The 14,526-nt window shown below is 46.7% G+C and carries 11 protein-coding genes and 1 pseudogene; 9 read left to right on the forward strand and 3 right to left on the reverse strand.

The features are described from left to right. The 6 genes and pseudogenes from FW767_RS13515 to FW767_RS08385 form a co-directional block, all read left to right on the forward strand. Positions 1–117: pseudogene (locus FW767_RS13515) on the forward strand (IS30 family transposase); the annotation flags it as partial. Between the two features lie 122 nt (positions 118–239). Beyond that, complete coding sequence (locus FW767_RS08365) at positions 240–1,433, forward strand: pyridoxal phosphate-dependent aminotransferase (protein WP_121700375.1); 1,194 nt, start codon at positions 240–242, stop codon at positions 1,431–1,433. A gap of 20 nt (positions 1,434–1,453) precedes the next feature. Beyond that, positions 1,454–2,224: a polyprenol monophosphomannose synthase gene (locus FW767_RS08370; protein WP_121700374.1), complete on the forward strand. Its 771-nt coding sequence runs from the start codon at positions 1,454–1,456 to the stop codon at positions 2,222–2,224. Next, complete coding sequence (locus tag FW767_RS08375) at positions 2,224–3,582, forward strand: dihydroorotase (RefSeq protein ID WP_121700372.1); 1,359 nt, start codon at positions 2,224–2,226, stop codon at positions 3,580–3,582. The genes FW767_RS08370 and FW767_RS08375 overlap by 1 nt, the downstream gene beginning before the upstream one ends. Positions 3,583–3,649: 67 nt before the next feature. After that, on the forward strand, positions 3,650–5,497 hold the full coding sequence (locus FW767_RS08380) for a 2-oxoacid:acceptor oxidoreductase subunit alpha (protein WP_121700371.1): 1,848 nt from the start codon (positions 3,650–3,652) through the stop codon (positions 5,495–5,497). 6 nt (positions 5,498–5,503) lie between these two features. Next, positions 5,504–6,523, forward strand: coding sequence for a 2-oxoacid:ferredoxin oxidoreductase subunit beta (locus FW767_RS08385; protein WP_121700370.1), 1,020 nt, complete (start codon positions 5,504–5,506; stop codon positions 6,521–6,523). Between the two features lie 39 nt (positions 6,524–6,562). Here the strand turns inward: FW767_RS08385 and FW767_RS13475 are convergent, their stop codons facing one another. Next, positions 6,563–6,679, reverse strand: a complete 117-nt coding sequence (locus FW767_RS13475) for an IS3 family transposase (protein ID WP_121700373.1) — start codon at positions 6,677–6,679, stop codon at positions 6,563–6,565. A gap of 614 nt (positions 6,680–7,293) precedes the next feature. Then, positions 7,294–8,682 (reverse strand): tetratricopeptide repeat protein, encoded by a 1,389-nt coding sequence (locus tag FW767_RS08395; RefSeq protein WP_147438770.1) that lies wholly within the window; start codon positions 8,680–8,682, stop codon positions 7,294–7,296. Between the two features lie 333 nt (positions 8,683–9,015). Between FW767_RS08395 and FW767_RS08400 the strand changes: the two genes are divergently transcribed. After that, the gene (locus tag FW767_RS08400; RefSeq protein WP_121699386.1) at positions 9,016–9,867 is read left to right on the forward strand and encodes an OmpA/MotB family protein; all 852 of its coding nucleotides are present in this window, start codon (positions 9,016–9,018) and stop codon (positions 9,865–9,867) included. Positions 9,868–9,899: 32 nt separating this feature from the next. Here the strand turns inward: FW767_RS08400 and FW767_RS08405 are convergent, their stop codons facing one another. Continuing rightward, positions 9,900–11,618, reverse strand: a complete 1,719-nt coding sequence (locus FW767_RS08405) for an ArnT family glycosyltransferase (protein WP_121699385.1) — start codon at positions 11,616–11,618, stop codon at positions 9,900–9,902. A 154-nt stretch (positions 11,619–11,772) separates the two neighbouring features. Here FW767_RS08405 and FW767_RS08410 point away from each other — a divergent pair, with 154 nt between their 5' ends. Both FW767_RS08410 and FW767_RS08415 read left to right on the forward strand, forming a co-directional pair. Continuing rightward, positions 11,773–13,422, forward strand: a complete 1,650-nt coding sequence (locus FW767_RS08410; RefSeq protein WP_121699384.1) for a fumarate hydratase — start codon at positions 11,773–11,775, stop codon at positions 13,420–13,422. 94 nt (positions 13,423–13,516) lie between these two features. After that, a complete protein-coding gene (locus tag FW767_RS08415) occupies positions 13,517–14,515 on the forward strand; it encodes an alpha/beta hydrolase (protein WP_121699383.1) in 999 nt (332 codons plus the stop codon). Positions 14,516–14,526 lie beyond the last annotated feature (11 nt).

Raw genomic sequence — 14,526 nt, forward strand, 5'->3', positions numbered from 1 at the left:
CTATACATCAAGAATGTCGCAAAGAAACTAAACCTCAGACCACGGAAAAAACTCGGTTTTTCAAACCCGAAAACCGAGTTCTTCAAACAAATCGCTAATTTTGCACTTGCCAGTTGAACCTGCGTTTATAGAAAAATGTTAAACTTTTTCGCGATTTAGATGTAAAAATGTTTATGAATTACGTCTATTGTCGTATATTTGCAGACTAATTAAAAACAGAGATAAACTTTAGCGTAATGATGCAGCAGATTTCCAAACGAGTACAGGCTCTCGCTCCGTCGCAGACACTGGCGATGTCACAGAAGAGTCAAGAACTGAAGGCGCAAGGCGTTGACGTAATCAATCTTTCGGTCGGTGAACCCGATTTCTTCACTCCCGACTTCATTAAGGAAGCCGCAAAGAAAGCTATTGATGACAACTTCTCGTTTTATACGCCGGTACCCGGTTATCTTTCGCTCCGTAAGGCCATTTCCGAGAAACTGAAACGCGAGAACGGTCTTGATTTCGCACCGGAGCAGATTGTGGTGTCAAACGGTGCCAAGCAATCTCTGTGCAATGTCATTCTAACAGTGGTGAATCCCGGCGACGAGGTGGTCATACCTACTCCGGCATGGGTAAGCTACGTTGAAATGGTCAATCTCGCCGAGGGTAAAAGTGTACTTGTGCCCGCCACGATAGAACAGAACTTCAAGATAACTCCTGCACAGCTTCGCGAGGCGTTGACCGAGCGTACCAAGATTGTGCTTTTCTGTTCGCCAAGCAACCCTACCGGCAGTGTGTACAGCCGCGAGGAGCTTCAGGCCCTTGTCGAGGTACTTTCCGACTATCCCGATGTTCTTGTGCTTTCCGACGAAATATATGAACATATCAATTTTACAGGCAGTTTTACCTCTTTGGCTTCTTTCCCTGCTATAGCTGACCGTACATGTATCGTCAACGGTGTGTCAAAGGCTTATGCCATGACAGGATGGCGTATAGGCTATCTGGCTGCTCCGCTTTGGCTTGCTAAAGCGACCAATAAACTGCAGAGTCAGTATACGTCAGGTGCGTCATCGATAGCGCAGAAAGCCGCCGAGGCCGCCTATACCGGCCCGCAGGATTGTGTTGAGGACATGCGCAAGGCGTTTGAGCGTCGCCGTGATCTTGTGGTGGGTCTTGCCAAAGCCATACCCGGACTCGGTGTCAATACGCCGGAGGGCGCGTTTTATCTTTTCCCTGAGGTGTCGAGCTATTTTGGAAAGCGTTGCGGCGACCGGGTAATTGAAAACGACGCCGATCTGGCCATGTATCTTCTTGAGGAGGGACATGTGGCCACTGTTGCCGGCTCGGCATTCTGCTGCCCCGGATATATAAGGCTGAGCTATGCTACAAGTGACGATAACATATGCGAGGCCATGCGTCGCATCGCTGAAGCTCTTGCCAAACTTATTTAACAGATAAAATGCCCGGCGCCATGTCGTCAGAACGTGTAAACTCCGATTGCCTTGTAATAATACCCACCTATAAGGAGGCTGAAAATGCATCGGCTATCATTGATGCTGTAATGAAGCAGCCTCATGCTATGGACGTGCTTATTGTCGATGATGGCTCTCCCGACGGTACGGCCGACATAGTGCGTCGCAAAATGGAGGAGTATCCCGGACGTGTGCATATGATTGAACGTTCGGGTAAACTCGGACTCGGCACCGCTTATATCACCGGATTCAAGTGGGCTATCGAACGCAAGTATGACTACATCTTCGAGATGGATGCCGATTTTTCGCACAATCCCGACGACTTGATGGCGCTATATCGCGCTTGTGCTAAGGATGGTGCCGATGTGGCCATCGGCTCGCGTTATGTATCGGGAGTCAATGTGGTCAACTGGCCTATGAGCCGTGTGCTTATGTCATACTTCGCGTCAAAATACGTGAGATTCATTACCGGTATGCCGTTTAATGACACAACTGCCGGCTTTGTATGCTATCGCCGCCGTGTGCTTGAATCGATGGAACTTGACAAAGTGCGCTTCAAGGGCTATGCTTTTCAGATAGAAATGAAGTTTACGGCCTATAAGCACAAATTCCGCATTGTCGAAGTGCCGATTATATTTGTCAACCGGGTTCTCGGTGAGAGCAAGATGAGTTCCGGTATATTTTCCGAAGCGGTGTTTGGTGTCATAAGACTTAAACTTTACAGTTGGATTCACAAGTATCCCGACTGTAGCAAAATATTGCCTCGCTGATGCACGATTTACTGTTACATAACGCCCTTATTGTAAATGAGGGACGATGCTTCAGAGGATATGTCGCTGTCGATGCCGATATTATAATAGAGGTGGGCGAGGGTGAACTGCCCGAGGGCATGAAAGATACTTTCCGAAAGGTGGAGGACCTTGACGGATGTTTGTTGCTGCCCGGAGTGATAGACGATCAGGTGCATTTCCGTGATCCCGGCCTTACGCATAAGGCCGACATCGCCACCGAGTCGCAGGCGGCTGTTGCGGGCGGAGTCACTTCGTTTATGGACATGCCCAATACGAAGCCTCCCACTGTGACTGTCGGGGCTCTTGAGGCTAAACTGGCTCGTGGAGCCGAATGTTCGTCGGCTAATTATAGCTTTTTTATCGGTGCCACGAACGATAATATGGATGAATTGCTTCAATGCGATTACAGTCGTGTGCCCGGCGTAAAACTGTTTCTCGGTTCCTCGACCGGCAACATGCTCGTTGATAACGAGGCTACGCTTGATCGTATATTCCGTGACGTGCCGGCATTGATTGCCATCCATTCCGAGGACGAGGCCACTATAAAGGCTATGCGCGAGAAGTTTGTCGCGGAGCGTGGCGACGACCTGCCCGTAGAATTGCATCCGCTTATACGAAGTCGTGAAGCATGCGTGATATCCACCAGAAGGGCCATCGAGCGTGCGCGTCGCTTCAATACCCGTCTTCATGTGCTGCATGTGTCTACTGCCGAGGAGGTGGCCATGTTTTCCGATGCTCCCGTGCAGGACAAGCTCATAACATCGGAGGTGTGTGTACATCATCTGTGGTTTTCCGACGAGGATTATGCGCGTCTCGGAACCCGTATTAAAATGAACCCTGCCGTCAAGACCCGGGGTGACCGCGATGCGTTGCGGCATGGACTGCGTGACGGACGTCTTGATATTGTGGCTACCGATCATGCTCCTCATCTGCTGACTGAAAAGGAGGGCAATGCTATTACTGCCGCTTCGGGCGCTCCGATGGTACGCTATTCGTTGCCTGTGATGCTTGAACTTGCCGATATGGGGGTATTCTCGCGCGAACTCGTTGTTGAGAAAATGTGTCATGCTCCGGCACGGCTTTATAATATAGACCGGCGTGGTTATCTGCGTTCCGGTTATTATGCCGATCTTGTTGTTGTACGTCCCGACGATCCATATACTGTTACTGACGCTTCCGCTTCGGCCCGTTGCGGATGGACTCCGCTCGCCGGTACCACGCTGCACAACCGTGTGGTACGTACTTATGTCAACGGACATCTCGTTTGTAGCGACGGTGTTGTTGATACTTCGGTGCGCGGACGTGAATTGCATTATCTTCCGCGTAACCGGGGTTGATATTGTAGAAAAATAATCGTACTTTTGCCGCAGTGCCATAAAACATACAAAACCAAACATCAACATTATGATAGAAAAAGCTAACGTAAAGTACCTTGACAGGGTTGTCATCCGTTTCTCCGGCGATTCCGGCGACGGCATGCAACTTGCCGGAAATATCTTTACCAATGTTTCGGCCGGAGTCGGCAATCAGGTGTCGACATTTCCCGATTACCCGGCCGAGATACGTGCTCCGCAGGGTTCGCTCAGCGGAGTGTCCGGATTTCAGGTACACATAGGTGTGGGCGTGCATACACCCGGTGACAAGGCTGATGTGCTCGTCGCCATGAATCCTGCGGCCCTGAAGCAGAATGTAAAACATCTTAATGCGGGAGGTGTGGCCATCGTGGATATCGATTCATTCAAGCCTGCTGATCTGCAGAAGGCGTTGTTCACGACCGATGACCCTTTCAAAGAACTTGGGCTTAACGCTCAGGTACTTGAAGTGCCGGTCACTTCTATGACAAAGGCCGCGCTTGCTGATTCGGGCCTTGACAATAAGTCGGTTATGAAGTGCCGCAACATATTTGCTCTTGGCCTCGTATGCTGGCTCTTTGACCGTCCGCTTGAAGCCGCGTTGCATCATCTGAAAAACAAGTTTGCCCGTAAACCGGCTATTTACGAAGCCAATTCCAAAGTACTTCAGGCCGGTTATGACTACGGAGCTAACATACATGCTTCCGTATCGACCTATCGTATAGAGTCCGAGAATATACGTCCGGGTTATTATACTGACATAAACGGTAACACCGCTACCGCTTGGGGACTTATTCTTGCCTCTGAGAAGTCGGGACGTCCTCTTTTTCTCGGAAGCTATCCCATTACCCCGGCTACCGACATTCTGCATGAGCTTGCCAAGCGCAAGGATCTCGGTGTGAAGGCTGTGCAGATGGAGGACGAGATAGCCGGAGTATGTTCGGCTATAGGTGCTTCCTTTGCCGGAAATCTTGCTGTAACTTCTACCTCCGGGCCCGGTCTCGCCTTGAAGAGCGAGGGTATAGGACTTGCTGTCATGGCGGAGTTACCGCTGGTGGTCATCGATGTCCAGCGTGGTGGTCCGTCGACAGGGCTTCCTACCAAGACCGAGCAGACCGATCTCATGCAGGCCGTTTACGGCCGCAACGGTGAGTCGCCGGTTGTTGTCGTGGCTCCCGCCTCGCCTACCGACTGCTTCACAATGGCTTTTGAGGCCTCACGTATAGCTATTGAGCATATGACTCCCGTGATCCTGTTGTCCGATGCGTTTATCGGCAATGGTTCGTCGGCTTGGCGTGTGCCAGATGCCGACGAATATCCGGTTATAAAACCTCATTATGTGCCTGAAGAGCTTAAAGCCGCATGGAAGCCTTACATGCGTGACCCCGAGACCCTTGTTCGCTATTGGGCCATACCCGGCACAGAGGGGCTTATGCACCGTCTGGGCGGTCTTGAGAAAGATTACGACACGAGTGTCATATCGACCGATCCTGTCAATCATGAGCATATGGTGCAGGTGCGCCGCGACAAGGTTGCCAATGTGGCTTATGACATACCCGAGCTTGAAGTGCTGTGTGACAAAGACGCCGACACGCTTCTTATCGGTTGGGGTGGCACTTACGGGCATCTTTACACTGCAGCCGAGGAACTTTGTGCCGCAGGTCGCAAAGTCGCTTTCGCCCACTTCCGTTACATAAACCCGTTGCCGCGTAATACAGGCGAAGTGCTGTCGCGCTACAAGACGGTGATATGCGCAGAGCTGAATACCGGACAGTTTGCCGACTATCTGCAGGGCCATTTCGGCGGTCTTGAAGTGCACCGTATAAACAAGGTGCAGGGACAGCCGTTCCTTGTTAAAGAGGTTGTTGACGGAGTTATCAACATTATGGATAAACAATAATCGACTATGACTATGGAATGTACAAAATATGCTCCCTCCGATTATAAGAACGAGCAGTCGGTGCGCTGGTGTCCCGGATGCGGCGATCATGCCATACTTAATGTGTTGCACAAGGCCATGGCCGAAGTCGGCGTGCCTCCCCATATGACTGCGGTCATATCGGGTATCGGTTGCAGCTCGCGTCTGCCTTATTACATGAATACTTACGGCTTCCACACCATTCACGGTCGTGCTGCAGCCGTGGCTACCGGCTTCAAGGTGGCCAATCCGGCCATGACCGTATGGCAGGTGTCGGGCGACGGTGACGGTCTTGCCATAGGCGGCAATCACTTTATCCATGCCGTGCGACGCAATATAGACATAAACCTGTTGTTGTTCAACAACAAAATATACGGCCTTACCAAAGGCCAGTATTCGCCTACGAGCGATCGAGGTTTCGTGAGCAAATCGTCGCCTTACGGCACTACCGAGGATCCGTTTATCCCTGCCGAACTCGTATTCGGCGCACGTGGCAACTTCTTTGCCCGTTCGATTGATGTTGACCTGCCTACAGCACAGGAAGTGCTTGTGGCGGCGGCCCGTCATAAAGGCACTTCGGTGGTGGAGATGCTTCAGAACTGTGTCATATTCAATAACGGCATACATAATTATATCACCGACCGCGAATTTCGTGCCGAGCGCACAATCCATCTGCGCCACGGTGAGAAAATGCTTTTCGGAAAAGACATGAATCGCGGACTCGTGCGCGACGGCTTTTTGCTTAAGGCTGTCGAGATAGGCAAGGACGGTTATACTATCGATGACGTGCTTGTACACGACGCCCATACTCCGAGCAACTTCCTTCATCAGCAACTCGCCATGATGGACGGCTATTCGCTGCCGCTTGCAGTGGGAGTCATACGCGATGTCGAAAGTCCCGTATACAACGAGGAGGTCGACCTGCAGATCGAGCAGGTACGCGCCAAAAAAGGCTTCGACTCCCTCCGCTCCATGATACTTGCCGGCGAGCACTGGGAAGTAAAATAATCCCGGTGAAGTGGCCCCAACAAGTTGGACAGGTTTTAACTATCCGATTTGATAAAGAGTTCGGTATTGTACCGGGCTCTTTTCATTTAACCGGGCTCTTATTCTGTTATTGTTATAATATACTATATATTCATGATGCAGTTCACTACGATACAGTCTCTTCTTTTCATATCATGTGAACGGAGCGGTATCGAGCCATACATAAGCTACAATGGTATTTAAGAGGATTACTATTATTGCTGAAAGTATATAAGCATAGGTTCTTTTCTCTTTATAGCAAATTGCAGATAGTAGTATACTTGAGAAACAGGTGATAGTAAGTATCAGGCTCGCTAATGTGCTCATAAAATGAGGTATTCGTGCAGCAATATCAATGGCTAATCTACCAAAAATAAGTCCACATATTATAACTGTAGGTTTTATTTTCGGATTTTTACTGAATTTAGCGAGGCTCCACCAAGTTAGTCCGAAATATGTCAATGATGTAGTCCATATATTCCCATAGATTGAAATTGCTGTTATCCACCAAGTTAGTAGCAATAAAGCTATTGATAACCCTACATTGACCCAAAAAACTTTTAGATTCGAATTATTATTCATTGTAATAAAAATTATAATATTTAGTTACGTTAATATACTTTTTATTGTATGTGCCAAAGGTAGTATTTCGGAAGGGATTTAAGAGATATATCTTACTCGCAATATGGTCGCAAATTATAAAAGCAGATATTTTAAATTCTCATAAAGTTCTCAAAATGTAGGAAGTGTGCTTATAATGAGGAGATTATCCTATCAAGATCACGGGCGGTTGCTTTGTCATTATTATAGAGCTTTTTGCTTAGTCTTGACTTTATTGTTGAAATGCCGTTCTCGGATTTACACATTATTTTAGCTATTTCTTTTACGGGAAATCCTAATTTTATTAGGGTTGCAACCCGTCTCTCGTTTATAGAAATGGCTGGTGAAGAGTAAAAAAGATTGTAGAATTCAGGATAAGTAATCTTTATTGTTTCGGAAAGTATATCCCATTCTTTTGTTGTGCATTTTCTGGCAGTTTGCACATGATATATGAACGTTTTGATTTGCTCGTTGTCGGTTAATCGATGTTTAAATGGTATTTTGTCTTTCCGTTTGTGGCATATCTTTTTAAGTGTGACACTTAGCCGTTTCAAGTCGTTGTGTTTCCCGAGAACCCATATTGTCAAAGATATAATGGCTGCTGTTAAAATAAAGGAGAAAAATACTATTATTTGTAATGGTATCGTATCTGTATTAGCTGTGTACAAGGGTTTAAAATCATGAATTTTCGTCATAGATGCTTCCATACATCTTGTAATTGATTTGTTGCTCATAAAATATATTGAGTTGGAAAGTAATAATGCATGGCCTACATTTTGTTTTGTCGGCCTAACGCTTGCTAATATTGTGGCTGCCTTGGTTGCATCGGGCAATGGAGAACTATTGATCAACCTCTCTAAGTAAGAGATTGCATTAATTGTATCAGATTTTAATAATGCAGTTTCAGCTGCAACGGACAAATAATTGCCCTTATCTTTTAATGGTATATTTTGAGGTGTGATAGCCTTTAATATAGAATCCGATTCATCATAGTTACCTGTTAAGTTGTTATATGCGGCTGATGCAATTGCTATTTTGGGTACTGACTTTATATATGAACGGTAAATATCTGATCGTAAGGCCGTATTGTGTAGGTGTATAGCTTTGTCTCTTTGTCCTGACCGATGATAAGCTGATGCAAGCAGTTCCGAGCAATGTATGATTGAAATGCTATCTTTTGTTTGTTTCGCAAATATTAAAGCCTTACGTAGGTTTTCTGTTTCTTGATTATATAATCCTATACGATTAAACATCTTTGCAAGTCCCCGATATATATCTTCGCTCAATCGCTCTGAATTTTGTTTAGATTTTGTTTCAAGTGCTTTATGATAATAAAACATAGCTTTTTGTATATCTCCGAGGTCATTATAGATTTCGCCCCCGTAATAGAAACTATATGATTTAAGAGAATCATTCCAGTGCGCTTTAGAATAGTAATTGATCGTTTTCGATATAAGTTCATCGTTATAGAACGTCATGCCGTTTTGGTAGGCAATATGTATATATGATAGATTGTAATGAGCAATTTCATCTTGTTCCATCTTCGATCCTTTTTTCGACAATATAAGCCATTGTCTGTAGGCACTGTCCGGATATAGATATGCCACTTGAGAGATTATGTCAAGCTCATTATGGATTGAAGACTCGTCCTTTTTGCATCCTGCGAGACTGAGTGTTAGCGTACAAAATAAAATAATGTAAGATCTGAGCTTCATTTTAAACGATGATTTATTATATATACTCAAAAATTGGCATGAACACTCACGCACGGTAGTATAAATTTTATAATAAGCGTTTAATGTAGATGAAAGGTATATGAAAACTCATGGCGGAGTTGGTTTGTTTTATACAGAGTAACATTAAAGCTTGATTTTATGAAGACAATACGACCCGTGCTCGCTTTCGCGGCTGTAACCACACTTTTATTATCTTCGTGTGTTACCAAGAAAAAATATGCCACGTTGCTTGACGATTATAATTCGACCCGTGTGGAACTGGCCGAAGCCAAGGCTTATAATAAAAGTCTTGACGCCATGCTTGAAGAGGCCAAGGCAAACAATGCCCAGCTGAAAGAGAACCTTGCGGCTCTTCAGGGCTCTCTGAACCAGAGTATAGCCCAGAACTCGCAGGGCAATGTAAATATATCCAAGCTTGTCGATGAGATTAATGCGTCTAACAAGTATATAAAGGAGCTTATCGCGGCCAAGGACAGATCAGACTCGCTCAACATGGTGCTTACCAACAATCTTACTCGTTCGCTTAGCCGAGATGAGTTGAAAGATGTCGACGTCAAGGTGCTCAAAGGGGTAGTGTACATCTCGCTTGCCGACAATATGCTCTTCAAGACAGGGTCATATGATATATCGGACCGCGCTATGGCCACTCTGTCAAAGATAGCCAAGATCATAAAGGATTACAAAGACTATGACGTTATGGTGGAGGGCAATACCGACGATGTGCCTATATCACGCACCAATATACGAAACAACTGGGATTTGTCGGCCTTACGTGCTTCGTCGGTAGTACAGGTGCTTCAAAACCGCTTCGGAGTTGACCCGTCGCGTCTGTCTGCTGCCGGACGTGGTGAGTATCGGCCTATCGCAGACAATTCTACCGATAGCGGGCGTCAACGCAACCGCCGTACCGAAATCATCATTACTCCTAATCTCGACCAATTTATGGACTTGATTGAAAAAGCACCCGATGATAATACGAACGGCATGTAATGAAAATCACCCGGAATAACCGCCTAAAGCGGTTATTCTTTTTTTACAAATTTAAGCAGCAGTACTGGCTGACGTATGTCGGCACTGCGTTTCTTAAAGTGTTTTATCAGGTAGAAGTCATAAGTATCGGCCTGAGCAGGCAAGAACTTGCGTGCGTCTTCGACCCCGACCAACAGATAACCCGATTGAGTATCATCCAACATCCTGAACGGCTTGATGCGGTCGTTGGTGTAGTAGTTTGTACCGTAGAAGCGCAACATCGAATTTCCGATATGTGAGTATACATTGCCTTCGGGCTGAAGACGATTGACAGTCGTCGCTATTATGCGGTCGCTCTTTGCATTAAGTATGCCCGGCTGGTATACGCCTGCAAAAGCCCAATAGAAAACTATGGTCACTGTCAGAGTCATAATAAAAGCGGTTTTTGACGATGCCTTGCGCAACTTCCATAATGTTACTCCTGCGAGTACAGCCGATAGTTCTACAAGGAGCCATTTTATAATGTTTGTGTACCCTTCAAGTCCTGTGATCATGACCGCGTTGTCGAAAGCATGGCGTCCTGACAGGATAGAGTAGGGAAACCAACCGCATTGTATAATCACAAACACTATAAATGCAAGTGCTACGACCGAGGCAATGACGGCTCCGTATATTTTTATGGAGCGATGATTGTGCCTTATGAGCCATGTTATGTAGTCGGCGATAAACACGGCTATGAATGGATATATGGGCAGCAGGTATACACTTCGTTTGCTTTCAGGAATGCAATAAAAGACAAATATCAGCAGTATGGTGATGAGTGCATACATGCGAGGTGCATCCATTGACTTAAAACTTTTCCACCATTCTCTTATAGGCGCGGCGGCTTTTATGGCGTTTATACGGCGCATAGGTATGAGCGACACCAGTAGCAGCAACGTATAAGGCAGATAACCCGACAGTAAGGTGAGAAAGTTGTAGTACATCGGTTTTACATGTGAGGAGTAGCTCATGTTGCCGGTCATGCGTTCTACGTTCTCTTCATGTACAAGGTCGAGAAACTCCGCGCCCTCCTGTTGATAAGCGGCGTAGTACCATAGAGTGGGAATGATCAGCGGTACCAAAAATGGCAGTATGAGTTTTACCACGACACGCCAGAATTTCTCGCCGCGAATAAGCATGAATGTGAATATCACGGCAAGAGGAAGCACTACGGCCACCGGACCTTTTGTAAGCACACCGCCGCTCATCATGATTACTGCAAGCCATGGCAAGCCTTTAAGACCTCGTTCCCAATATGTATAAAGAGAGAATAATGCCCCGGTTATGAAGAATGTGAGCAGCATATCAACCCGACATGCCATGCCAGCCCTATACACTTCAAAAGCGGTAAGAGTTATAAGCCCGGCTGCAAAAGCATGGGTCCATGATATGCGGCGTTTGAAAAAGCCGTAACACCACAATATCATTCCTATGAGCGCAAGTGCCGACGGCAACCGTGACAAGTATTCGGTTACATGGCCGTGTATAAGCGAAAATATCGCTATGCACCATGCCATGAACGGGGGTTTGTATGGTATTTCATCGCCGTTGCTTTCAGGCAGAATCCAGTCGCCGGTATTAAGCATCGATACCGCTACGATGGCCTCGCGAGGTTCTCCTTTGGAGTAAAAGAGGGTTTCACCGAGAAATGGCAATAATGTCACGGCCGCAATGGCAGCAAGTATGAAATATGAATTTCGCGGTGTAAGGCGAAATGAGATTGACTTCATGAAATGGGATTTATTAGTCTAAATGTCCTTATTTTTTGCAAAAATAGGAAATATTTTGTGGCGAATCCATAGAAACGAAAATAATTTGTTTCGTAAACGCCTAATTTGTAAATTTGCATCAATGTAATAACATAATAATCGACAATTTTTAGATATGGCACAAAAACCGTTTGTATATCAGGAGCCGTTCCCTATGTCGCATGATACGACAGAGTACTATCATCTGACCTCTGACTACGTCAGAACAGAAACGTTTGACGGCCACGAAATGCTTGTAGTGGAGCCTGAGGCTTTGCGTGTACTTGCCCGGCAGGCTACTCACGATAATGCTTTCATGTTGCGTCGTGAGCACAATTCCATGGTAGCCAAGATTCTCAGTGATCCCGAAGCTAGTGAAAACGACAAGTTCGTGGCTTTGACCATGCTGCGCAATGCCGAGATTGCCGCTAAAGGCCAGTTGCCTTTCTGTCAGGATACAGGTACTGCTATCGTGATAGGAAAGAAAGGCCAGAATGTATATACCGGCGGTGGCGATGAGGAACAATTGTCGCACGGAGTGTATGACACATATACCGGTTGCAATCTGCGTTATTCGCAGAATGCACCTCTGAACATGTATGACGAGGTGAACACCGGCTGCAATCTTCCTGCGCAGATTGACCTTTATGCCGTGGACGGCGACGAATATAAATTCCTCTTTGTCGCTAAGGGAGGCGGTTCGGCCAACAAGACATATCTTTATCAGGAGACCAAAGCTCTGCTCAATCCCGAGAAGCTGGTGCCTTTCTTGGTCGAGAAGATGAAGTCGCTCGGCACTGCGGCTTGTCCTCCTTACCATATAGCGTTTGTCATCGGCGGCACTTCGGCCGAGATGAACCTTGCCACTGTCAAGAAGGCTTCAGTAAAGTATTATGATAATCTTCCTACAAGCGGCAACGAATACGGCCGTGCGTTCCGCGATGTGGAACTTGAACAGACTCTTCTTAAAGAAGCGCAGAAGATAGGGCTCGGCGCACAGTTCGGCGGTAAGTATTTTGCTCACGACATACGTGTCATCCGACTCCCGCGTCACGGCGCTTCTTGTCCGGTAGGTCTTGGTGTAAGCTGTTCGGCTGACCGCAATGTCAAGGCCAAGATTAACAAAGAGGGTCTCTGGATTGAAAAACTCGATACCAACCCCGGCGAACTCATTCCCGATTCGCTGCGTAATAAAGGTGAAGGCGATGTCGTGAAGATTGATCTCAACCGTCCTATGCCCGAGATACTTGCAGAATTGACAAAATATCCCGTATCGACACGCCTGTCGCTTAACGGTACTATTATTGTAGGCCGTGACATAGCCCATGCCAAGATAAAAGAACGTCTTGACCGTGGCGAGCCGATGCCTGACTATCTGAAAGATCATCCGATTTATTACGCAGGACCTGCAAAGACTCCGGCAGGAATGCCTTCAGGCTCTTTCGGACCCACTACCGCAGGACGTATGGACTCTTATGTTGACCAATTCCAAGCCGCAGGTGGCTCGATGGTCATGATTGCCAAAGGCAACCGCAGCAAGCAGGTGACCGATGCCTGCCACAAGCACGGAGGCTTCTATCTCGGAAGTATCGGCGGCCCGGCTGCTATACTCGCCCACGACAGTATAAAGAAAGTGGAATGCCTCGAGTATCCAGAACTCGGTATGGAGGCAATCTGGAAGATTGAAGTTGAAAACTTCCCCGCTTTCATCCTCGTCGATGACAAAGGCAACGACTTCTTCACCGAAATAGCACAGCGTTGTCAAGGCTGTCCAGTGGCGAAATAAGATTATTAAACGCTTGGATAGAAAACTTATATCTGTCAATAAGCATGGTGCCTTTCGGTGCCATGCTTATTAGTTTATATGGTACAAAGTAGTAATGTATAGATACAAACAGATTATTGCTGTAATAGCTTTTGCTATAATTCCTCTCCTGACAATAGGGTCGGGTGCTTCATGTGGCATCTATCGTCATGAGGCTGACGCATTTTTGACGACATTTCCCGAGAACATGCAGAGACGTCAGACCGAAGCTATTCGTCGGGCGATGATTGGAAAAAGCGATTCTCTTGATGCGATAAGAATGTCGCGTGACATCCCTGCGGAGTTGCCCGCAGGAGTGACTCGCAGACCGATAGGGCACAACATGGCTTTGTTCCGGAGTGAGAGCTATGATAACGATACAATACCTTTGCTGCTGTATATTCACGGGGGCGGATGGACAATAGGGAGCATAAATAGCTGTTCGCGTTTTTGTTCTCAATTGGCTGTCAACGGTATTGCAGTTCTGGCGGTGGATTATCGGCTTGCTCCCGAACATCCTTATCCTGAAGGCCTGAATGACTGTATAGATGCAGCTAAAATCGCCGCGGACAGTCTTGACCGGTGGAAATGCCGCGGCATAGTTTTGGGTGGCGACAGTTCCGGTGGAAATCTTGCCATAGCTACTGCGTTGAGTTTTCCAGACAATGCGTTCAACGGTCTGGCCGTTTTTTATCCAGTGATCAAGGCTTATGCCGACAATTCTTCAAGCTGGCAAAAATACGGGTCCGGATTCGGACTCGACAGTGAGTTGATGGAAGCGTTCAATGGCGCATATACCTCTGATATATATAATCCGATGGTATCACCGGCCATGGCTTCTGACAATGATTTGAGAAAATTGTCGCCCATACTAATAATAGCCGCTGAACGTGACATACTGAAAGATCAAGGTCAGGAATTTGCAACTCGTTTAAGGCTGTTGGGCAATGATGTGCGTTACGATATGCTCCCCAATACGGTTCATTTATTTATAACGGTCCCGGGGCAGACAGCAGCATTCGATTATGCAGTGTCCGCGGCATCAGGATTTATTTCAGAAATCGTTGCTCAATAATGGATCATGTC

This window comes from Heminiphilus faecis (assembly GCF_008728965.1).
GTDB classification, from domain to species: Bacteria; Bacteroidota; Bacteroidia; order Bacteroidales; family Muribaculaceae; genus Muribaculum; species Muribaculum faecis.